Annotated in this window: 19 protein-coding genes; 12 read left to right on the top strand and 7 right to left on the bottom strand. The window is 67.8% G+C overall.

Features of this window, described 5'->3' with window-relative positions:
• Nucleotides 1-422 precede the first annotated feature (422 nt).
• The gene (locus ON20_RS05055; RefSeq protein WP_040833769.1) at nt 423-2,213 is read left to right on the top strand and encodes an acetyl/propionyl/methylcrotonyl-CoA carboxylase subunit alpha; all 1,791 of its coding nucleotides are present in this window, start codon (nt 423-425) and stop codon (nt 2,211-2,213) included.
• A 370-nt stretch (nt 2,214-2,583) separates the two neighbouring features.
• Here ON20_RS05055 and amaB read toward each other — a convergent pair whose 3' ends face one another.
• Entirely contained in the window at nt 2,584-4,116 is a 1,533-nt protein-coding gene (gene amaB / locus ON20_RS05050) for an L-piperidine-6-carboxylate dehydrogenase (RefSeq protein ID WP_083864663.1), read from the bottom strand.
• Nucleotides 4,117-4,225: 109 nt separating this feature from the next.
• Here amaB and ON20_RS05045 point away from each other — a divergent pair, with 109 nt between their 5' ends.
• From ON20_RS05045 to ON20_RS05035, 3 genes are all read left to right on the top strand, one after another.
• Nucleotides 4,226-4,678: an Lrp/AsnC family transcriptional regulator gene (locus ON20_RS05045; protein ID WP_040833768.1), complete on the top strand. Its 453-nt coding sequence runs from the start codon at nt 4,226-4,228 to the stop codon at nt 4,676-4,678.
• Nucleotides 4,679-4,743: 65 nt separating this feature from the next.
• Nucleotides 4,744-6,111 (top strand): L-lysine 6-transaminase, encoded by a 1,368-nt coding sequence (gene lat, locus ON20_RS05040; protein WP_083864661.1) that lies wholly within the window; start codon nt 4,744-4,746, stop codon nt 6,109-6,111.
• A 78-nt stretch (nt 6,112-6,189) separates the two neighbouring features.
• Nucleotides 6,190-7,431 carry a YncE family protein gene (locus tag ON20_RS05035; protein ID WP_051161670.1) on the top strand — a complete coding sequence of 414 codons (1,242 nt, stop codon included), beginning with the start codon at nt 6,190-6,192 and terminating at the stop codon, nt 7,429-7,431.
• Nucleotides 7,432-7,435: 4 nt separating this feature from the next.
• Here the strand turns inward: ON20_RS05035 and ON20_RS05030 are convergent, their stop codons facing one another.
• The gene (locus ON20_RS05030) at nt 7,436-7,780 is read right to left on the bottom strand and encodes a hypothetical protein (protein WP_040833766.1); all 345 of its coding nucleotides are present in this window, start codon (nt 7,778-7,780) and stop codon (nt 7,436-7,438) included.
• Between the two features lie 197 nt (nt 7,781-7,977).
• Between ON20_RS05030 and ON20_RS32820 the strand changes: the two genes are divergently transcribed.
• Complete coding sequence (locus ON20_RS32820; RefSeq protein ID WP_169332315.1) at nt 7,978-9,684, top strand: serine/threonine-protein kinase; 1,707 nt, start codon at nt 7,978-7,980, stop codon at nt 9,682-9,684.
• A 42-nt stretch (nt 9,685-9,726) separates the two neighbouring features.
• On the opposite strand, the gene ON20_RS36100 is transcribed toward ON20_RS32820, so the two are convergent.
• Nucleotides 9,727-10,293 (bottom strand): histidine phosphatase family protein, encoded by a 567-nt coding sequence (locus ON20_RS36100; RefSeq protein ID WP_040833830.1) that lies wholly within the window; start codon nt 10,291-10,293, stop codon nt 9,727-9,729.
• Between the two features lie 255 nt (nt 10,294-10,548).
• Here ON20_RS36100 and ON20_RS36095 point away from each other — a divergent pair, with 255 nt between their 5' ends.
• A complete protein-coding gene (locus ON20_RS36095) occupies nt 10,549-11,211 on the top strand; it encodes a pentapeptide repeat-containing protein (protein ID WP_051161667.1) in 663 nt (220 codons plus the stop codon).
• Nucleotides 11,212-11,504: 293 nt separating this feature from the next.
• On the opposite strand, the gene ON20_RS05010 is transcribed toward ON20_RS36095, so the two are convergent.
• Both ON20_RS05010 and ON20_RS05005 read right to left on the bottom strand, forming a co-directional pair.
• Nucleotides 11,505-12,137, bottom strand: a complete 633-nt coding sequence (locus ON20_RS05010; RefSeq protein WP_040833765.1) for a hypothetical protein — start codon at nt 12,135-12,137, stop codon at nt 11,505-11,507.
• A gap of 137 nt (nt 12,138-12,274) precedes the next feature.
• On the bottom strand, nt 12,275-12,454 hold the full coding sequence (locus ON20_RS05005; protein ID WP_040833764.1) for a hypothetical protein: 180 nt from the start codon (nt 12,452-12,454) through the stop codon (nt 12,275-12,277).
• Between the two features lie 594 nt (nt 12,455-13,048).
• Here ON20_RS05005 and ON20_RS05000 point away from each other — a divergent pair.
• On the top strand, nt 13,049-14,287 hold the full coding sequence (locus ON20_RS05000; RefSeq protein WP_157228699.1) for a helix-turn-helix domain-containing protein: 1,239 nt from the start codon (nt 13,049-13,051) through the stop codon (nt 14,285-14,287).
• Here ON20_RS05000 and ON20_RS04995 read toward each other — a convergent pair.
• Nucleotides 14,284-14,625, bottom strand: a complete 342-nt coding sequence (locus ON20_RS04995; RefSeq protein WP_040833763.1) for a hypothetical protein — start codon at nt 14,623-14,625, stop codon at nt 14,284-14,286. The genes ON20_RS05000 and ON20_RS04995 overlap by 4 nt on opposite strands.
• 216 nt (nt 14,626-14,841) lie before the next feature.
• Between ON20_RS04995 and ON20_RS04990 the strand changes: the two genes are divergently transcribed.
• From ON20_RS04990 to ON20_RS37795, 3 genes are all read left to right on the top strand, one after another.
• A complete protein-coding gene (locus ON20_RS04990; RefSeq protein ID WP_040833762.1) occupies nt 14,842-15,411 on the top strand; it encodes a hypothetical protein in 570 nt (189 codons plus the stop codon).
• Between the two features lie 132 nt (nt 15,412-15,543).
• Nucleotides 15,544-15,903: a hypothetical protein gene (locus ON20_RS04985; protein WP_218002439.1), complete on the top strand. Its 360-nt coding sequence runs from the start codon at nt 15,544-15,546 to the stop codon at nt 15,901-15,903.
• Nucleotides 15,904-15,956: 53 nt separating this feature from the next.
• Nucleotides 15,957-16,313 (top strand): hypothetical protein, encoded by a 357-nt coding sequence (locus tag ON20_RS37795; protein WP_040833760.1) that lies wholly within the window; start codon nt 15,957-15,959, stop codon nt 16,311-16,313.
• A gap of 105 nt (nt 16,314-16,418) precedes the next feature.
• On the opposite strand, the gene ON20_RS04975 is transcribed toward ON20_RS37795, so the two are convergent.
• A complete protein-coding gene (locus ON20_RS04975) occupies nt 16,419-16,757 on the bottom strand; it encodes a zinc-binding metallopeptidase family protein (RefSeq protein WP_040833759.1) in 339 nt (112 codons plus the stop codon).
• A gap of 159 nt (nt 16,758-16,916) precedes the next feature.
• Here ON20_RS04975 and ON20_RS04970 point away from each other — a divergent pair, with 159 nt between their 5' ends.
• Nucleotides 16,917-21,575: an ATP-dependent helicase gene (locus ON20_RS04970; protein WP_245547062.1), complete on the top strand. Its 4,659-nt coding sequence runs from the start codon at nt 16,917-16,919 to the stop codon at nt 21,573-21,575.
• 200 nt (nt 21,576-21,775) lie between these two features.
• Nucleotides 21,776-22,096, top strand: a complete 321-nt coding sequence (locus tag ON20_RS37595; protein ID WP_051161663.1) for a hypothetical protein — start codon at nt 21,776-21,778, stop codon at nt 22,094-22,096.
• Nucleotides 22,097-22,101 lie beyond the last annotated feature (5 nt).

Below are 22,101 nucleotides of genomic sequence, written 5' to 3'. Positions count from 1 at the left end.
CGAAGGTGTCGACGGGGGCTGTTATCCCGGATTCGCTATCCATCCTTCGGGATGTCGCCGGTCGGGTGAAAGGGCCTTGTGGTGGCGGAGTGCGCTTGCCGGCAGTTTCCCCGCAGGTGAGGGGTGGTTTGTCGACGCGGTTCGATGCCGGGGTCGCGGGAGTGTGATCTACGACCTACTCTCCGGTAGGGCTATCCGGGTTCCGCGTCTGTTGGCAGACTGCCTACACTCGCCCGAGACGACAAATGTCGACTATGGGCGCGGAGCCCGCGCAGCGGATCCGAACCCACTTCGGCGGAACCCGCCCAGCGACCGATCCGATTCCACACCGGCCGGGGTCGCGGACTCCGCCTACGGGAGCAGGAGCCTGCGCAGCGACCCATCCCGCGAAGCGAACACAGAGATTGCACACAGGAGGCTCAGTGCCCAGCCAAGCCAACGCTCGGATCACGAAGGTACTCGTAGCTAACCGAGGCGAGATCGCCGTGCGTGTCATCCGGGCGGCCAAGGACGCCGGTCTCGGGAGTGTCGCGGTGTACGCCGAACCCGATGCCGACGCGCCCTTCGTCGAACTCGCCGATGAGGCCTTCGCCCTCGGCGGGCAGACCTCGGCGGAGTCGTACCTGGTGATCGACAAGATCCTCGACGCCGCCGCCAAGTCGGGTGCCGACGCGATCCACCCGGGCTACGGCTTCCTGTCCGAGAACGCCGACTTCGCCCAGGCCGTGCTCGATGCCGGCCTGATCTGGATCGGCCCGCCCCCGCAGGCCATCCGCGACCTCGGCGACAAGGTCACCGCCCGGCATATCGCCGAACGCGCCAACGCGCCGATGGCCGCGGGCACCAAGGACCCGGTCGCCAATGCCGACGAGGTCATCGAATTCGCGAAGAAGTACGGCGTGCCGGTGGCGATCAAGGCCGCGTTCGGCGGCGGCGGGCGCGGTATGAAGGTCGCGCATTCGATCGAAGAGATCCCCGAACTGTTCGAATCCGCCACCCGCGAGGCCACCGCGGCGTTCGGACGCGGAGAATGCTTCGTCGAGCAGTACCTGGACAAGGCCCGCCACGTCGAGGCCCAGGTGCTTGCCGACCAGCACGGCAATGTGATCGTCGTGGGCACCCGCGACTGCTCGCTGCAGCGCCGCTTCCAGAAGCTGGTCGAGGAGGCCCCCGCGCCGTTCCTCACCGACGATCAGCGCAGGCGCATCCACGAATCGGCCAAGGCCATCTGCAAGGAGGCCGGCTACTACGGCGCCGGCACGGTGGAATACCTGGTTCAGGGCGATACCGTCTCGTTCCTCGAGGTGAACACCCGCCTGCAGGTCGAACACCCGGTCACCGAGGAAACCTCCGGTATCGACCTGGTGCGTCAGCAGTTCCGCATCGCCAACGGCGAGAAGCTGGAGTTCACCGAGGATCCGACCCCGCGCGGCCACTCCATCGAGTTCCGTATCAACGGCGAGGACGCGGGTCGCAACTTCCTGCCCGCTCCCGGCCCGATCACCGTCTACAAGGAGCCGACCGGCCCCGGCGTGCGCGTGGACTCGGGCGTGGTGGCCGGCAGCGTGATCGGCGGCCAGTTCGACTCCATGCTGGCCAAGCTGATCGTCACCGGCGAGAACCGGACACAGGCGCTGGAACGGGCGCGGCGCGCGCTGGCCGAATACCAAGTGGAAGGCCTGGCCACGGTCATCCCTTTCCACCGGGCGATTGTCGAGGACCCGGCGTTCGTGGGCACCGGCGAATCGTTCGACGTCTACACCAAGTGGATCGAAACCGAGTGGAACAACACCGTCGAACCGTTCACCGGCGGCGAGCCGATCGATGACGAGGAGAAGACGCCGCGCCAGAACGTGGTCGTCGAGGTCGGTGGGCGCCGGGTCGAGGTGTCGCTGCCAGGTCAGTTCGGCATCGGCGGCGGCGCCGGCAATGCCGGCGGCGCTGTCCACAAGAAGCCGAAGCCGCGCAAGCGCGGTGGCGCGGGCGGCGGTGCCGCCTCGGGCGACGCCGTGACCGCGCCGATGCAGGGCACCGTCGTCAAGGTCGCGGTCTCCGAGGGCCAGACCGTGGAAGCCGGCGACCTGGTGGTGGTGCTCGAGGCCATGAAGATGGAAAACCCGGTCAACGCGCACAAGGCCGGGGTGATCACCGGGCTGAACGTGGAGGCCGGTGCGGCCATCACCCAGGGCACGGTACTCGCCGAGATCAAGTAGCTGTGTCTTTTGGCGCCGCCTGGCGGCGGCGCGGGGTTGCGGCCCTGGCGGGTCTCGCGTTTCGGCCCCCGAGACTCGTGCCTTCGGCACATGCGCTTCGGGGGCCGAAACGCGAGACGGGCCGCAACCCTTTGTGGGCCTCGTAAGACTCGGCATGTGGGGTGGGTGTGGTGGGGAGTGTGCGGTGGGATGGGGGAGGGTGCGTGGGTGTGGGAGTGCATCGGTTCGGGACCGATGAGTGGGTGAGCGGGGCTCGGACTCGCAGGAGCCCGGGACCGCGCGGGGTCGGTGGCGGCCTCTAGGTCGGATCTACGTTCCCGATGCTCGCCGTGGCCACGGGCTCCGCGCCCACGCCGTCGGCGGTACACCCTCAGGAGCCGAATATGATTCCCTGCGCCAACACCGGCGCGGCGGAGTAGTTGACGGTGTTGGTGGCCCGGCGCATATACGCTTTCCAGGCGTCGGATCCGGATTCCCGGCCGCCCCCGGTGTGCTTCTCCCCGCCGAACGCTCCGCCGATCTCGGCACCCGAGGTGCCGATATTGACGTTGGCGATACCGCAGTCGGATCCGTCCGCCGCGATAAAGCGTTCGGCCTCGCTCTGATCGGTGGTGAACACCGCCGACGACAGACCCTGCGGCACCCCGTTGTGCAGGGCGATGGCCGTATCGAAATCACGGTAGGTGAGCACATACAGGATCGGGGCGAAGGTTTCCTCGCGCACCACCGCGGTCTGCGCGGGCATCCGTACGATCGCCGGACGCACATAGAAGGCGTCGTCGCCGAAGCCGTCGACCCGTTCGCCGCCGCAGAGCAGTTCGCCACCGTCGGCGAGGGCACGCTCCAGCGCCTCTTGCATGGCCGTATACGCCCGTTCATCGATGAGCGGGCCGACCAGGACAGCGGGGTTCAGCGGGACGCCCACGGTCAATTGCAGGTACGCCTGTTCGAGCCGATACAGCAGGGGCCCGGCGATATCGGCGTGCACGATGAGCCGGCGCAGCGTGGTGCAGCGCTGGCCCGCCGTGCCCGCCGCCGCGAAGACGATGGCGCGCGCCGCCAACTCCACATCCGCCGAGGGGGTGACGATCGCGCCGTTGTTACCGCCCAGCTCCAACAGGCACCGACCGAACCGAGCGGCGACCCGCGGCGCGACCTGGCGGCCCATCCGCACCGAACCGGTCGCGCTGAGCAGGGCGACCCGCTCGTCGTCGACCATTCGTGCCCCCACTTCGGCGCCGCCGAGCAACAGTTGGTGGATCTGCGGATCGGCGCCGACCTCCTCGGCGGCCCGGCACAGCAGGGTATGACAGGCCAACGCGGTCAGCGGCGTGGTTTCCGACGGCTTCCACACCACGGCGTCCCCGCACACCAGTGCGAGGGCGGTGTTCCACGACCACACCGCGACCGGGAAGTTGAAGGCGGAGATCACGCCCACCACCCCCAGCGGATGCCAGGTTTCCATCAATCGGTGGCCCGGCCGTTCCGAGGGCATGGTGCGACCGTAGAGCTGCCGTGACAGTCCGACGGCGAATTCGCAGATATCGATCATCTCCTGCACTTCGCCCTCGGCCTCGGCCTCGATCTTGCCCACCTCCAGGGTCACCAGTCGGCCGAGGGCGATCTTGTGCCGCCGCAGCAGTTCGGCCAGCCGCCGCACCACCGCCGCGCGCTGCGGGGCGGGTACCGTACGCCAGGTGTGAAAGGCGGCGGCGGCGCGCCCGATCGCGGTATCGGCGTCGTCGCGGGTGTCGGCACGCAGGGTGGTCAGCTGCTCCCCGGTGATCGGGGTGCGGGCGACGAGAGCACCGGGGCCGGGGATATCGACTCCCAGGGAGTGCAGCAGGGTGTCTGCGATCGCGGGCAACCGGCGGGTGTCATGGTCGCCGAGAAGTCGGGTCATCTGACGCTCCACGGTATCGGTCGGCCGGTGTGCGGACAGCCGCCACGGCCGAAGAGTGGGCAATTGAAAGGGTATTCACGGACCGGGGCGCCTGGGTTAGCCTTCGCTGGTGGCGGAAACACCGGCGAGACCAGCCCTGGACGAGATCGATCGGCTGCTGGTCCGAGAACTGATGGCGGACGGACGCGCGACCCTGTCGAATCTGGCCGAGAAGGCGAGCCTGTCGGTATCCGCCGTGCAGTCCCGGGTACGCCGGCTGGAGTCGCGCGGGGTGATCCGCGGCTATTCCGCGAAGGTCGACCCGGAGGCATTGGGTCAGCTGCTGTCGGCATTCGTCGCCATCACTCCTCTCGACCCGTCCCAACCCGATGACGCGCCCGCATTGTTGCAGCATCTGCCCGGTATCGAGGCGTGCCACTCGGTGGCCGGCGACGAGAGTTACGTCCTGCTGGTCCGGGTGGCGTCCCCGCGACACCTCGAACAGCTGCTGCAGGAGATCCGGGCGACGGCCAATGTTCGAACTCGAAGCACGATTATTTTGCAGACATTCTACGAGAAGTAGACTCATACCGTAACAACTTCATTTAACCATAGAGTTGGCGTTAAATTTTTCGTACCCTTCGGGGTGTGACCATCGAACTGGAGCACCCCGGCGCGGGCGGTGACGCGATATCGGCCCCGGTCATCCCCGCCATCCGCGTACACGAGGTCCTGTCGGCGAGCATCCTCGCCGACGGCTTCGACCTCGTACTGGACCTGCGCACCTCACGCGGCTGCCGCCTGGTCGACGCCCGCGACGGAACCGTCTACCTCGATATGTTCGGTTTCTTCGCCTCCAACGCGCTCGGTATGAACCATCCCGCCCTGGCCGACGACGGCCGCTTCCGCGCCGAACTCACCGCCGCCGCACTGAACAAGCCGAGCAACTCCGATGTCTACACCGTCGAGATGGCACGTTTCGTACAGTCCTTCGCGCGTGTCCTCGGCGATCCTCGGCTGCCACACCTGTTCTTCATCGACGGTGGTGGACTCGCAGTAGAGAACGCCCTCAAAACCGCCTTCGACTGGAAGAGCAGGCACAACGAAATACACGGCCGCGCAACCCCTTCCGGCAGTAACCGCGACTTCGCGGTGCTGCACCTGACCGGTGCCTTCCACGGCCGCACCGGTTACACCCTGTCGCTGACCAACACCGATCCCGTGAAGACCGAGCGTTTCCCGGTCTTCGACTGGCCACGGATCGAAACCCCGCATATCGGCGCGGAGCCCGATCTCGCGACCGCCGAACGGCGCGCCCTCGACCAGGCCGCCCGCGCCTTCGCGGCGCGCCCGCACGAAATCGCCTGTTTCGTGGCCGAACCCATTCAGGGCGAAGGCGGCGACCGACATATGCGCCCGGAGTTCCTGCAGGCCGTGCAGCGGCTGTGTCACGACAACGACGCGCTGTTCGTGCTCGACGAGGTGCAGACCGGGGTGGGGATGACCGGAACCACGTGGGCCTATCGACAACTCGACCTGTCCCCGGACGTGGTGGCCTTCGGGAAGAAAACCCAGGTGTGCGGGATCATGGCCGGCGGCCGGGTCGACGAGGTGGGTGACAATGTGTTCACCGTGTCCTCCCGGCTCAACTCCACCTGGGGCGGCAATCTCGCCGATATGGTGCGGGCCCGGCGCATCCTGGAAGTGATCGAGCGCGACGGCCTGATCGAACGGGCCCGCGCGCTCGGCATCCATCTGCTGGAACGGCTGTACGATCTCGCCGCCCGGTACCCGGCCGTCACCGAACCGCGCGGACGCGGTCTCATGTGCGCGGTGACGCTACCCGACCCCGACTTCCGCGACGCCGTGCTCACCGCACTGCGGGAACGCGAACGGGTGCTGTTCCTGGGCACCGGAGAGCGCGGAATCCGATTTCGCCCCCCGTTGACCGTGCGGGCGGACGAGTTGGACGCCGCCGTGTTCGCCCTGGAGCGGGCACTGTCCCACCTGTGTTGATACCTATTTCATATGATTGTCAAGGGGTGCGGCGCGGATGCCCGATGCGCCCGCGGACGGCGCATAGGCTTCGCAACCATGTCCACTCGTCTTCACCACACACATTCGCGGGCGACGCGCGTGAACCGGCGTAAGGCGACACCCCGCGGAATCCTCGTCTCGCTCACGGTCTGCGCGGCCGTGGCCGGCTGCGCCAACAGCGAGGCCGGTACGACCGATCCCGCCGACAACTACACCAGGTCACCCACGGTGGCCACCGCACCCCTGCATCTGCAGCACCTGCTGCCCGGGATGCCGCCACCGCTGCGGCCGGACGACGTGTACGCGGCGAACCGCGAGCTGAGCCCGGCCGTGACCGGCCATCGGGAGCTGGTGTATGTCCCCAACAGCGAATCCGATTCGGTGTCGGTGATCGACCCCGTCACCTTCCGGGTGATCGACACGTTCCATTCGGGCGGGCAGGAACCACAGCATGTGGTGCCGTCCTATGACCTGCAAACCCTCTACGTCACCAACGATATGCCCGTCGGCGCCGGCAGCCTGACGCCGATCGACCCACGGACCGGGAAACCCGGCGCGTCGTTCCCTGTCCGGGACCCGTACAACATGTACTACACCCCGAACGGTGAATACGCCCTCGTCGTGGCCGAGGCGGACAAATCCCTCGACTTCTACGATCCGCGCAGCTGGCAGAAGGTGCATACGTTACCCGTGCCCGACTGCGCCGGCATCGACCATATGGATTTCACGGCCGACGGCCGACTCGCCCTGGCCAGTTGCGAGTTCATCGGCCGCATGCTGGTTTTCGACGTGGCCGAACGTAAACAGCTGAAGGTCATCGATCTGCCCACCGGCCCGTCGGGCAAACCGCAGGACGTCAAGCTGTCGCCGGACGGACGGACGTTCTTCGTCGCGGATATGGAAGCAGGCGGTGTCTACACCTTCGACGCGCTGACATTCGACAACACCGGGTTCGTGCCCACCGGCCACGGCACCCACGGACTGTATGTCACCCGGGATTCGAAGCAGATGCTCATCACCAACCGGCACGAGGGCAGTATCTCCGTCTGGGACTTCGCCGAGAAAAAGTTGGTGCGCAAGTGGTTTCTGCCCGACGGCGGCAGTCCCGACATGGGCAATATCTCCGCCGACGGACGGGTGTTCTGGGTGGCGGGACGACATCACAACGAGGTGTACGCCATCGATATCGCCGAATGGAAACTGCTGGCGCGGATACCGGTCGGGCAGGGACCGCACGGACTGGTCATCTGGCCGCAGCCCGGCCGCTACTCCACCGGCCACACGGGGGTGATGCGCTGAACGCTCACCCGGCCTGCGGCCGCAGCCCCAACGCCGCTTCGGTGAAGCGGCGGACCGCGACCAAACCCGCTTCCAGGGCTTCCTCATAGCCGGGGCGGGCCCAACCGCCCACCGCCGCGGTGGCGTCGTCACCGGGTGTCACGCCGATCTCGGCGACCATCTCGGCGGTGGTCGGCTCGCAGACCGCCCAGGAGAAATGAGTTTCGTCGTCCCATTCGGCACCGCGCCGTGCCACGTAGCCGGGATCGGTGATCCCGGCCGACGCCAGCGCGGGCCGATCATCGATTCGCTCGTCGGCGCGCAGGGCGCGCAGGTACCAGGTGCCCGCGTTGATCTCGATCGGCTCCACCTCCCCACCTTCGCACAGCGGTCCGCGCGGGACGGGCCGGGTGCGGGTCGCGCGTGCCGTGGGCCCCGGAACGGGTAGTTTCCCGTAGGGGACCTCACACTGTACGGCGACAGGGGCCGGGGATAGGGTCGGTGTACGCTCCACCGGCCGCGAGAGCACCGGACGGGTCGACGGTGATGTGGAAGGAAAAGCCCGCCATGGCGGAGAAGCGTTTGGGCCGGTATCGGCTCGATCGCCTGCTCGGTAAGGGCGGGATGGGCCAGGTGTGGCTGGCCGTCGACACCGCGAGCGATCGTCGGGTCGCGCTGAAGCTGCTGCCCGCCGAACTGGCCGGCGACGAAACCTACCGCGCCCGGTTCGAGAAGGAGGCCGAACTCGCCGCCCGCCTGCACGATCCGCATATCGTGCCGATTCGGGCTCACGGTGAACTCGACGGCCGGCTGTTCATCGAGATGGAGTTCATCGACGGCACCGACCTCGCACGGCTGCTGCACCGCGACGGCCCGCTGCCGTCGACGCGGGCCGTCGATATCGTCGCGCAGACGGCCGCCGCGCTGGACACCGCGCATCGGGCCGGGCTGGTGCACCGCGATGTGAAACCGTCCAATATCCTCGTCCGCCCCGACGGGTTCGTGTATCTGATCGACTTCGGTATCGCGCACGGCTCCGACAGCACCGCCCTCACCACCGCCGGTTCGGCCATCGGCACCTGGGCGTATATGGCACCGGAGCGGTTCACTGGGTGCACCGACGCCCGCTCGGACGTGTACTCGCTGGGCTGTGTCCTCTACGAATGCCTCGCGGGTGCCCGTCCGTTCGGGGACATCGACCCGGCCCGGCAGATGCACGCGCACCTCACCACCCGGCCGCCCAGCGCGCACGCCGCCAACCCCGCCGTCCCGGCCGGACTGGACCGGGTGATCGCGCGTGCCATGGCGAAGGACCTCGCGGCCCGGTACGGCACCGCCGGTGAACTGGCCCGCGCCGCCGCCGCGGTGATATCGGCCGGTGGTGCGGGCTCCCCCGCACCGACCCGGGCATACGAACTACCCGACCGGTCCGGCGCGGTCCCCGCCGGATCGGCCCTACCCGGGACGCGCCCCTACACCGAAGCGTATGTCGAGCAGCGACCGCTCTCCGCACCCACCGAACATCTGCGCGTTCCCGAGTATCCGCCGACCATGGCCTATACCCGGCTCGAGACGGCGCGACCCGCCGAACGGGCCCAACCGGTCGCCTATGCCCCCGCGCACCGCCCCGGACCGCCTGCCGGGTACCGCCCGGTCCCGGCCGTACCGGGACAACGCCGGGTGGTGTTCGGCGGTGGGCGGACACCACGGCCCCGTCCGGCCGTCCCACCGCGGCCGCGGCGCAAACGCCGGCCGCTGCGGACCGTCCTGCTGCTTCTGACACTGGTCGTGGTGCCGCTCGTACTGATCGGCGGATGCGTGGCGGCGCTGGTGGACTGGTCCGGCGGCATGATGGTTCGGGTCGGGGCGAGTGATCCGCAGCAGCCGATAACGGCGGCTCCGGGAACCCCGATCCGGGACGGCAAACTCGAATTCACGGTGACGAACACCGAAACGGCGGTGCAGACCGTGGGGATCGAACGCGCGGACGGCGATTTCGTCGTGGTGAGCCTCACCGTCACCAATATCGGCGCGGAACCGCACACCTACCTGCCGCTCGGGCAGGAGCTGTACGACACCGCGGGTACGCGCTACACGGCCGATATCACCGCCACCGCGCAGCGCGCCGCGTCCGCCGCCGGAACACGGACCCTGCAGCCCGGCGAAACCTTCGCCACCCATCTGGTATTCGGTGTGCCGAAACAGACGGTCCCCGACCATCTCCGGGTCCGGGATTTCCCGCTGTCGCTGGGCACACCGGTCCCCCTGCGCTGAGCTCCGGCGTTCGGTACCCGGTCCGCGTGCGGCGGCGCCGGTTCAGTTCAGCCGCAGCGTCCACAGGCCGCGGTGGTGCAGCCGGGTTCGGCCGCCCGGTGGTACATCGATCCGCCAGAAGGCCGCCGGAGTCGCCTGCAGCGTCACCACCAGCGCCGCGCGGATCACGGCGGGATGGGTCACCGCGACGGTGCGCGGGGGCGCGGTGGCGGCGAGTTCGCCCATCAGATCCCGTACGCGGTCGAGCAATTCGAGTACCGACTCCCCGCCGTGTGCACAGTATCCGGGGTCGGTGAGCCACCCGTGTGCCTCCGCGGGTGTCAGATCCGACATGTCCCGGCCGCCCCAGTCGCCGGAGTCCAGGTCCCGCAACCGCGGCTCCGGCATCGGGGCCAGACCGAGCAGTTCGGCGGTTTCCATCGTGCGACGTTCCGGGCCCGCGAGCATCCACGTATCCGGACGCGACGGGTCGTACGCCGCATCGTCCGCCTGATCCGCGACGACCGCCCGACCCGCTTCGGTCAACGGTTCGTCGACCGGGAACCGGGCCGCTCGCAGCGCATCGGTGACACCATGAGAGATGAGATCCAATTTCCGCACAGACACCAGGGCAGCGTACGCGTCGGGTTGTCGGTGCCTCGGTGCACACCGGGATCCGTGCCCGTGTTCTCTCCCGCCACCCAGGAATGGTTCGACGGCGCCTTCCCCGCGCCGACGGCCGCCCAGGTCGGCGCGTGGCGCGCCATCGCCGCGGGCGAGCACACCCTGTGGGAAATCGAATCGGTACAACGCATTTCACCGCGGCGCGAAGCCGGTGGCGTGCTAGGTTCGGTACCAATTCCACGTCACGAACAGGGGGAGTCGATGGGTGTCACACGCATGCAGGTCACGCCGATGCGACCGAAAGTCGCGAGTACGCTTCGCGACGCCGGGCCCGCAGACGTGTTCGCGGACGAACTGACGGTGAGCGGCGTCCGATACACCGGTGGGGCCTCGGGTGCCGGCGGGGGTGATGTGATCGCGGTAATCGCATCCGAGTTCTCCGGAGCGCGGATCGTCGGCGAACTCAGTCGCACCACGTTCGACAACTGCGTGTTCGATTCGTCGGATCTGTCGAACCTGCGTGCGGACGAGACGTCGTTCCTGGAATCGGCCATCGTTGGGTCGCGGCTGACCGGGCTTTCCCTGACCGACGGCGTGCTGCGTGATGTGGCGGTCGATGACACCCGCGCCGATCTGGTGTCATTCCGGGGCAGCAAGTTTCAGAAGGTGGTGTTCACCGGCTGCAACCTCGCGGGCGCGGATTTCCAGCGGGTGAGGTTCCGCAGTGCCCGGTTCGAGGGATGCGACCTGACCGGGGCGCAGTTCTCGCAGGCGAGTATCGAGCACAACACCACGTTCGTGGACTGCCGGTTGGTCGATGTGCGCGGAGTGCGTGAGTTGAAGGGCGCTCAGGTGCGCGGTGACGACCTGCTCGGGCTGGCGGGAAGCCTGGCCCGAGAGGTCGGCATCCACGTGGACTGGTGACCCAGGCCGCGACCGCGTAGGTGGAGAACTTGTTCCCAGAGATCGACTCCTCAACGTAATCCCAGTCGAGGGTGAACGCGAACTCGGCGAGCTGGTGCACGAGCAACTGCCCGTAGGGCGTGAACAGGGCACGCTTGGAATTCAGGCTCTCGCAACATTCCCGCCGGCATTCCTTATAGATTTCTTGATTCCCTGGTCAGGGCTCAATGGCGGGCTTGATTCCCGCCGGCTTTCTCGCATGAGTATGAGGGTGAGTCGGGTGCGGAGTATGGCGCATTTCCTCACCGGTGGACCTACAGCTCGGCCCATGGTTCGACGATCGTCTCCGGGTTCGTGGTGATGATCCGCACGCCGGGCCACCGATTTCCGGGTTCCAGATGGGCGAGGTCGGGCACGATGACTGCGGTTGCTTCCAGCCGGGGCAGCGCCTTGGAGAGCTTGTCGAGGGGGTCTCCGGGGTGGGCGGTGACGGTGGTCGCGAGCCGGTAGCCGAGGGCGGTGGCGCGGGCCTTGATCTGTCGTCCGACCCATTGCGCGTAGTCGGGGTTGTCTGCGACCACGTATCCGACCGCTGTTTCCGGGTCGAGCAGCGCGGGCGGTAGGCCACGGTTGTGGACTCGCACGCCCACCCATGGGCATTGGAGCGGGATGTCGCGAGCGTTGTCGCCGATCATGCCGTGGACATCGACCGGCGCGTAGTCGAGGCAGTGCAGGGAGCCAGGGCAGCGCAGATCCCGCACGGGCCCGAACGGGAAGTTGCCTTTGCGCAGGACGATCCGTAACTGCCGGGTAGTGATGTACGGGGGTTTCCCGCAAGAGCAAACGGTGTGGGTATCGCCGACGACGCGGACACCGACCCACGGGCAGGCGCCGGGCACTGTGCGGGGGTGCCGGGTAATGTGCCCGGTGTGGTCGACGGGTGCCATGTGGTGGCAGAAGTCGCTTTCGGGGCAGCGGACAGCGGCGATGCATCCGTTTCTGTCGTACCGGGCTCGCCCGAATACGCGCGCTGGAACCCAGGGACCGGTACGGCATTCGCAGTTGGCGGTGTCCTCCTCGTGCCTCATGACGTCTCCTGTCCGGTGTGGGCCAACCGGGCGCGCACTGCGGCGACACCTTCAATGGGCATCCGTTCGGCGAGGGTGGCGCGGTCGTCTGCGGTGATGACGTCGGCGGCGAGCGCTTCGTCGAGGAAGCGGGCGTATCTCTCCAGGGTGGGTGGGCGGCGCTGGTAGTAGCGCACCTTGCCGATCAGCCCGTCTGCGGCTGTCGGAGGCGGGGGGCCAGCTTCCTCAAGTTTCGCCCGGAACACATGTGTCGGGGGATAGTGCCTGCGACACCAATCCAGTCACGCATAGTACATCTGCTGTGGGGTGAATCGGTCATTCCAGTCGCTAACTTCACCCATGGTGCTGTTCCGTGGTGTGATGCAGTGCGTCGTAATAGCGTCGGCAACGGTGCGCGGCGTGCCGGCTGAGCACCTGATGGGCATGTGAGTTGCCGTTAATGGGGGCGGGGCTGCGACAGTCGTCACCATCGCCGGGTTTGATCGCTCCTCTGGTGGGGAGCCCGCTTATGGGTGCCTTACCAGCGTTGGGTCTCACGGGGGGGTTCGGCGCCCATATGCTCGACCGCATCTCGGCGGCGGGGTCAACGATCTCTGGCATGGGGGACCTCGGTGTGGTGTTGTGTGGTGTCGGCCGACCCCGCGCCGGAGTCGGTGCACAACTGCGCGGGGTGGTGTATTCAGCGTCGGCGTGGCCAGATGTGTTGCGCTAGCGTTGCAGTGTTGGCAATCCTGCAACGCAGGTAGATGGGCTCATGGGAGGGTCGGGCCATGGATCAATGGCGTTTTTTTGGTGATGAGTTGAAAAGACTCCGCGGCCAGGAATCGCTGCGGAGCCTGGCTCGCCGGATCAATTACAACGCGGGGAACCTGTCGCGGATCGAACGAGGGCTCCGCAAGCCGGCGCCGGACGTCGTCCTGCTACTCGACCGGGAGCTGTCGGCATCCGGGCGTTTGATCGAGATCGCCGCTGTGGCCTCGTTCCATCTCGACGTCGATGGGCGCGGTATGTTGGGCCACGACGATCTTCACGAGAATGGAGAAGGCTGCATGCCGCTCTCCCGGCGCGACTTCATCGCGACAGCGACGCTCGGGACTTCCGTCCCGCAGATCATGTTCAATCGCAACGCGGATATCGATTATCTCGACCACTTCCGTCAGCTCAAACGGGTGCTCGTCGACCAGGACAGCCTCCTGGGTCCGACGACCGTGATCCCGATCGTGCAGCAGCAGATCCAGGTCATGAGTCAATTGCGCAAGTTGCACGGTATGGACGCCGTCGGGTTGCTCAACATGCAAACCAACTATGCGGAGTTCGCCGGCTGGCTCTACCAGGATCTGGGGGACTTCGCGGCAGCGGAGTATTGGACAGATCGAGCGTTCCAGTGGTCCATGGCAGCCGGAAACGACGTCATGTCCTCCTACATCCTCAACCGCAAAGCACACTTGTCCGGCGACGCAGGAGACGGTGGTGAAACCGTCGCGCTCGCTGCCGCCGCGATCCGCAGGGCCCTGGGCGACGCACCGATCGAATCCCTCGCAAACATGCGGGCTGGGCACGGGCACGCACTACTGGGCGACCATAAAGCGGCAGAAAACGCCTACGACGAGGCGCTGAAATCGCTCGATGATCCTGATATGGACCCAGACCTGCCATGGTCGGGCCGGCTCGATACCTCCTATATCACCGTCCACCGAGCAGACAGTCTGTCTACACTGGGCAAATTCGACAGGGCGGTAGAGCATTTCACTCAGGTACTCGACGCTCTGCCACCGCGCTATGCCAGGGACAGGACCGTGTACACGGTACGCGCGGCAATAGCGCATGCTGGCAACAATGAGGTCGAACACGCCGCCGGACTCGGGATGGAAGCCCTGACAGCCGGGCAGGGGTCAGGCTCGGGACGGTTGGCGATGGAACTGCAACGCTTGGACAAGGTACTGATTCCGTGGCAGAGTCAGCCCGCTGTCGCGCAGTTCTGGGCAGCCCGCAGGTCGCTGCCCGTTTAACGGGCAAGCTGCAGATCGAGGCGGAACCCACCTGCCATGGATTCCGGGCCGCGTGAGATCCGCACCCGCACGGTCACCTCTTGAGGGTAGCTTGGGTCGGCTGCGCTGAAGCTGCAGTACAGCCCCTCCACGGAGGCGTGAGCGTCGCCCTCGGCGGTGGCTTCCACCATGGAGCGGCTGGTCGACGGCTCCATGGTGGTGAGGAACGCGACGTCGAAAGCGCCCGAAGGGAAGGGCTGTACCCGGATATCGGCAACCTGTTCCCCATCGTGGGTCGCCTCGATGACGGAGCCATCGGCGGCTACTACGACAGACACGTTCACGTACTCGTCGGGCATTGTCTCAGGATAGGGCTCCGGGCACTGGCAGTGCTCGTCTAGAAGAGAAGGCGGTTACGCGGCCACGGCTACGGTTGGCCCCGCCCGCCGACCGGACAGAGAACGGCCTCGTTTCGGGGTGTCAGGGTTCGGTCGTTGCCGCGACCGGCGGCTGCGTCGTATCGTCTACCGCACCGCGACACTCGGTCGGTCGGCAGCGAGGGGAAGGCTCGTTCAGTGGACGACGGAATTGACAAAGCCGCTCAGGACGACCCCGAGTGGGTGGTGTGGTCCAGCCCGCAACATATCGCCGAAGAGATAGACCGGCTGTTCACCGAAACCCTCCCCAGTGTCCCGATCGGCGGCCTCACAGGCTGGACGACTCCCGCCGGTAAGGTTGTGGGACCCATGCCGCAGGGGGTTGATCGGTACAGCAATGAGATGGCAGACCATTGGCTCAGTGACGTGTTCCGCTACTTCTTCCCCGATGAGGACGCGCTGTTTGAACCCGACAGGGCCGATGTCGTAACCCAGTTCCTCTGCTACATCGGCGAATACTTCGTGCGGTACTGCGGCGGCCGATGGATCAACGACCCTGAGGCGAGAGTGTTGCACGAGTTCGGCCCGACGATCCGCTACGACTGGGCTGAGACCGTCGACTACCCGGTCAATATGCTGTTCGATGCCGCTGAGGCAGGTTTTATATCGATAACCTTCGAGTGGCATTCACGGGCCGTCGATTACGCCGAGGCCCATGGGATACCGCACGAGGGTGTCGAGCTACGGCGGAAGCACGGACTGGCCTGACCGGGGTGCGGGGGGATGGCCGGCAACGATGAGTACCAGCGCCGAGCTGTCGAAAACGCTCGCCGTGAGCAGCGCGAAGTCTCCGAACGAGCACGCAGATCCCACGATCTCGGTCGCTGGTTCCATCGTGGGATGGCGGAGCTACGGGGTGAGACGCGCGAAAATGGGTGGCACCACGAGCAAACCCTAGATCTGGAATCGGGCCGATCGCGTAGGCACGACACCGCCCTCGCCGTCAACGAACTCGGCGGCCGGGACTTCACCGAATACAAGTGGGGCGAAAACGTCGGCGGCGAGCTCACCATGGAGCAGATAGCCAAAGATCGCGAAGCCCTCACGCTCGACCCGAACGCTCGCGGCACCTGGGTTCTCCAGCAAGGCGCTGCCGATTCGGCCACCCGCAAAGGACTCGACGCCCTCGTCCGCGACTTCCCCGGCCGATTCCATATCGAGGAGATCACCAAAGAGCAGGCCAAAACGCCCTGGAAGTAGGTAGGGACCTCGAGCGTAACCGCGACCAACTGGAGCTCTTCGACTCCCCGAAGATGCGGGGCCTGCAAAAGGCGAAAGAGCTTCGCGAGAAACGTCAGGAGAAGGAGCGCACCCAGGAGTCGGCTCGGCGTGCCGTGGAGCAAGCCAAACGCGAACGCCAAACGCGTGAGGCCCAGCAGAAACAACGCGAGGCCGCTGAGCGGCTGGCGGACCATATTCGCCGAGAACGGGAAGCCGCAGCACGGGGGCAGATACTGCCCATGACCGGTCGAGAGGCGGCGGATCTGCTGGCCGTCTCACGGCCGACACCGGGAATCGAGTCGCCGCATCGGGAACCCCCTCGGGCGGGTTCGACTCGCGGCGGCCGGGAAAGGTCCGAGAGGGAGCGGGGTATGGAGCGAGAACGTTGAAGGCTGGCTGGCCGTCGCCCTTCAACCACTCGATCAGCCGGCCACCTTGGCAGGGGAAGGAGGGTCACGAACTCCTGGTCCTCACTCCCCAGACGGCGCTGCCACTCACATGTCGAAGGCGTCGGGTCCGGTGGCGATTCCGTCGGTGATCGAGAACGGCCAGTCCGCGGTTGTGCCCACTGGCCACACGGTGTCGAAATGGCCCAGCACCAGTACTCCGGGATCGGGGGCTTCGGCCAGGATGTGCACGTTCTCGCCTGTGCGTTCCATCCGGACGGGACGCTCGAGCGCTGCCGACAACCATGGCCGGATCAACGAGGCACAGAGTTCGAGGCCCGGGCGGTAACTCGACGGCGACTCGCGATCCACGAGCACACGAAACCGGGCCGGCAGGTCGGGAAGCTTGCGCGCAGCGGTGTCGAGTACGTCGTTGCGGTTGCCCATCTGCTGATCTCCTACGCCTGGCTTCTGAGTTTTTCGTTTCGGGGTTCGTCGAGGCAGACTTCGCGGGGCCGCTCGATGCCGCACCCGCCCGACTGCGAATATGTGGCGCCTTCGTGGAGGCATGCCGACCTGTCGGTGCCTCGGTGCAGACTGGGAGCCGTGCCCGTGTTCTCTCCCGCCACCCAGGAATGGTTCGACGGCGCCTTCCCCGCGCCGACGGCCGCCCAGGTCGGCGCGTGGCGCGCCATTGCCGCGGGCGAGCACACCCTGGTGATCGCGCCCACCGGCTCGGGCAAGACGCTCTCGGCGTTCCTGTGGGCGATCGACCAACTGGCGACCGGTGTGCGACCGGAGAGCGGCGGCACCTCGGTGCTCTACGTATCCCCGCTCAAGGCGCTGGCGGTGGATGTGGAACGCAATCTGCGGGCGCCGCTGGTGGGGGTGCGGCGGACGGCACAGCGACTCGGCCTGGAACCACCGGAGATCAGCGTGGAGGTGCGCTCCGGCGATACCACCGCCAAGGAGCGCCGCGCCCTACAGCGCACCCCGCCCGACATTCTGATCACCACCCCGGAATCGCTGTTCCTCATGCTCACCTCGGCGGCCCGGGAGACGCTGCGCGGCGTGCGGACGGTGATCGTGGACGAGGTGCATGCCATCGCCGGCTCCAAACGAGGTGCGCATCTTGCGTTGTCGCTGGCCCGGCTGGATCGGCTCACCGAGCGCCCGGTCCAGCGGATAGGACTGTCGGCGACGGTCCGGCCGCCGGAAGAGATGGGGCGGTTCCTGGTGGGCTCCGCCCCGATCACCATCGTGTCTCCGCCCGCGCCGAAGACCTTCGACCTGTCGGTGCGGGTCCCGGTCGCGGATATGACCGAACCCGGCGAATCCGATCAACCCGGATCGATCTGGCCGCATGTCGACGAGGCCATCGTGGAACTGGTTCTGGCGCACCGGTCCTCCATCGTGTTCGCGAACTCGCGCCGGCTGGCCGAGCGGCTCACCGCGCGGCTCAACGAGACCTACGCCGAGCGGCTGGGCGAACCGGTGGACACCGAACACGCCCCGCCCGCTCAGATCGGACCGTCCACCGAGGTCGTCCACGGGGCCGCGCCACTGTTGGCGCGGGCGCACCACGGTTCGGTCAGCAAGGAACAGCGGGCGCTGATCGAGGACGATCTCAAGAGCGGGCGGCTGCGTTGTGTGGTCGCCACCAGCAGCCTCGAACTCGGGATCGATATGGGCGCGGTGGAACTGGTGGTGCAGGTGGAGGCGCCGCCGTCGGTGGCGAGCGGGCTACAGCGCGTGGGACGGGCCGGTCACCGGGTGGGCGAGATATCGCGTGGGGTGTTGTTCCCGAAGCACCGCACCGATGTCGTCCACTGCGCGGTGGCGGCGCGACGGATGGCCACCGGGCAGATCGAGGAGATCCGGATTCCCGCGCACCCGTTGGACATTCTGGCCCAGCAGACGGTCGCCGCCTGCGCCCTGGACACACTGGACGTGGACGCCTGGTTCGAGACGGTGCGCGGCACCGGCAGTTACGCCGCGCTACCCCGGTCATCCTACGAGGCGGTGCTGGACCTGCTGTCCGGCCGCTATCCGTCCGACGAGTTCGCCGGGCTGCGCCCGCGGCTGGTCTGGGACCGCGACGCCGGCACCCTCACGGGCCGTCCGGGCGCCCAGCGGCTGGCGGTGACCTCCGGCGGGGCGATTCCCGACCGCGGCATGTTCGCGGTGTACATGGTGGGCGAAAAGGCCTCCCGGGTGGGCGAACTCGACGAGGAGATGGTCTACGAGTCGCGAGTGGGCGATGTTTTCGCACTCGGGGCCACCAGTTGGCGGATCGAGGAGATCACCTACGACCGCGTACTGGTCACCCCCGCCTTCGGCCAACCGGGTCGGCTACCGTTCTGGCACGGCGACGGGCTCGGCCGGCCCGCCGAACTCGGCGCGGCGGTAGGCGAATTCGTGCGTCGCGCGGGCCGGGAAGGAGCAGGCGAGGAGACCTTCGCGGAACTGACGACAGCCTCCGGCCTCGACGAGAACGCCGCGAACAATCTGCTCGCCCTGCTGGAGGAGCAGCGCACCGCCACCGGCCGGCTGCCCACCGACCGGACGCTGGTAGTGGAACGTTTCCGCGATGAACTGGGCGACTGGCGGCTGGTGCTGCACTCCCCGTACGGGATGCCGCTGCACGCGCCGTGGGCGCTGGCCATCGGCTCCCGGCTGCGGGAGCGGTTCGGGGTGGACGCCGCACCCACCGCCTCCGACGACGGGATCGTGGTCCGGCTGCCCGACACCACCGATGATCCGCCGGGTGCGGAGCTGTTCGTCTTCGAACCGGACGAGATCGAGGACCTGGTCACCGAACAGGTGGGGGCCTCTGCCCTGTTCGCCTCCCGGTTCCGCGAATGCGCGGCGCGGGCGCTGCTGCTGCCGCGCCGCGATCCCGGCCGCCGCGCCCCGCTGTGGCAGCAGCGGCAGCGTTCCGCACAGCTGCTCGATGTGGCGCGCAAGTACCCCGAATTCCCCATCCTGTTGGAGACGGTGCGCGAATGCCTGCGCGATGTCTACGATCTGCCGTCCCTGCGTGATCTGCTGGGCCGGCTCGCGCGTCGACAGGTGCGGTTGGTGGAGGTTGAGACGGCCACCCCCTCGCCGTTCGCGAACTCACTGCTGTTCGAATACATCGGCCAGTTCATGTACGACGGCGACAGCCCGCTGGCCGAACGCAAGGCCGCGGCGCTCGCCCTCGATTCGGGGTTGCTCGCCGAACTCCTGGGCCGGGTCGAACTGCGTGAGCTGCTGGACAGGCAGGTCATCACCGAAACCGAACAGGAACTTCAGCGGCTCACCCCCCAGCGGCAGGCCCGCGATATGGAGGGTCTCGCCGATCTGCTACGGCTGCTCGGCCCGCTCACCCCCGACGAGGCCGCGCAACGCTGCCGCAGCGATCCCGCCGAATGGTTCACCGAACTCCTGCATTCCCGGCGCGCCCTGGAGGTTTCCTACGCCGGGCATATCTGGTGGGCCGCGGTGGAGGACGCCGCGCGGCTGCGCGACGCCCTGGGGGTTCCGCTGCCGGTCGGTACCCCGGCCGCGTTCGTCGAACCGGTCGCCGACCCGCTCGGTGATCTGGTGGCCCGGTACGCCCGCACCCACGGTCCGTTCGCCACCGAGGCCCCCGCTCACCGGTTCGGTCTCGGCACGGCCGTGGTGGCACCGGTACTGCACCGGCTGGCCGCCGAAAAACGGGTGGTGGAAGGGGAATTCACTCCTGATGCCGCCGGCTCGGAATGGTGCGACGGACAGGTACTGCGTCGACTCCGCCGCCGCAGTCTGGCCGCCGCGCGGCACGAGGTGGAACCGGTATCGATCGCCGCGTTCGGCCGTTTCCTCCCCGACTGGCAGCAGGTCGGCAGCGGTGAACTGCGCGGTGTGGACGGGGTCGCCGCCGTGGTGGAACAGCTGGCCGGGGTGCCGATCCCGGCCTCGGCCTGGGAGTCGCTGGTCCTGCCCGCCCGGGTGGCCGACTACTCGCCGGCCATGCTGGACGAGCTCATGGCCACCGGCGAGGTGCGCTGGTCGGGACACGGCGCCATCAACGCCAAGGACGGCTGGATCGCCCTGCACCCGGCCGAACTCGCGCCGACCACGCTGGCGCCGGCCGACGAGATCGAGTTCACCGAGGCCCATCTGCACCTGCTCGCCACCCTGGGGGCGGAGATCCCCACCTGGACACCCGCCCCGACACCGGCCATCGGCGCGACCGGTTCCGACGGCCACGACGCCCCGACACCCGGTGCGGACACGGCTTCGGCGAATCCCGCCACTCGCGGACCGGCGGGACAACCCGTGCGACCAGGGCCGCAGCCCGCGCCGATGGCCATCAGGCCGGGGCCCGGCGGTGGGGCGTTCTTCTTCCGGCAACTCGCCGACTCCACCGGATTGTCCGACGAGAGCGAAGTGGTCACGGCACTGTGGGACCTGGTGTGGGCCGGGCTGGTATCCGGTGACACCTTCGCCCCCGTACGGGCGCGGCTGTGCGGCGCCACCCGAACCCCCACCGCGCACCGCACACCCCGGCGCGCGCCACGTGCGCGCGCCTACCTGCCCCGGCCCGCCGCGCCGAGTCGTTCGAGCCCGCCGACCGTGGCGGGCCGCTGGTCGCTGCTCCCGGATCGGCTCGCCGACAACACGGTTCGCGCACATACCACCGCCGACCTGCTGCTCGAACGCTATGGTGTGTTGACCCGGGGTTCGGTGCAGAGCGAGGGCGTACCCGGCGGCTTCGCCCTCATGTACCGGGTGCTGAGCGAGTTCGAGGACCGCGGTCGCTGCCGCCGCGGTTATTTCGTGGATTCGCTCGGCGGGGCCCAGTTCTCCACCACCGATGTGGTGGACCGGTTGCGCTCGTTCGAGGGCGAGCAGCGCGTCACGGGCACCGCCGTCGCCCTCGCCGCCTGCGACCCGGCCAACCCGTATGGCGCCGCCCTGCCCTGGCCCAAAACCGAGGCCGATTCCGGGCACCGCCCCGGCCGTAAGGCAGGCGCTCTCGTGGTACTGGTGGACGGCGATCCGGTGCTGTACCTGGAACGCGGCGGCAAAACCCTGCTCACCTTCACCGAGGACCCCACCGTCCGCCGCGCCGCCGCCCACGCCCTCGCCGACCTCGTCCGTTTCCGGCGGGTGGACTCCCTGGTCATCGACCGCGTGGATGGCGACACCGTCCACGGCAACACCTTCGCCGACTTCCTCACCGAGGCCGGATTCAGCCCCACTCCCCGGGGGCTGCGGCTGCGTGGGCGGGTATGAGCGAGCCGATCGCCGTTCGGCCTGCGCCGACCGGCGGGCCGGATATACACACCTATTGCGTATATTCTCGGCATGGCTCGTCCGAACGTCTGCGTCCCCGACGAATTGGCCGAGCGCGCGCGAACAAGGCCTCGATGTGTTCGCCTTGACGCAGACGGCGATCCTGGCAGCTCTCGAATCGGCCCGGGGGGAATTCGCCGGTGAGCGCCTCCGGTCAGATCGTCCTCGATGCCAGTGCGATGGTCGACATCCTGGTGCAGGACGATCGGGCGGCCGCGGTAACGACGAGGATCGCGCCTACCGTTATCCATGTCCCGGCTCGTTTCGACGTCGGAGTTCTGTCGGCATCGGGCAGGCCGAACCGCGCCGGCGAGGTGACCGACGCCGAGACGGCCGTGGGACGGTCGGTTTGCGCGCCCATGACCCGTCATCCGCTCGCGAATCCGACCCGTGGCGCCTGGCATCGGCGGGCCGGGGACGTCCGTCCCGCTGCCGAAGAGCTCGGACAGTCCACCTGGTGAGGTGC

It is taken from the genome of Nocardia brevicatena NBRC 12119 (genome assembly GCF_000308495.1).
GTDB lineage: Bacteria > Actinomycetota > Actinomycetes > Mycobacteriales > Mycobacteriaceae > Nocardia > Nocardia brevicatena.
Note: the sequence above shows the minus strand (reverse complement) of the source record. Positions and strands in the feature narration are given on the sequence as shown.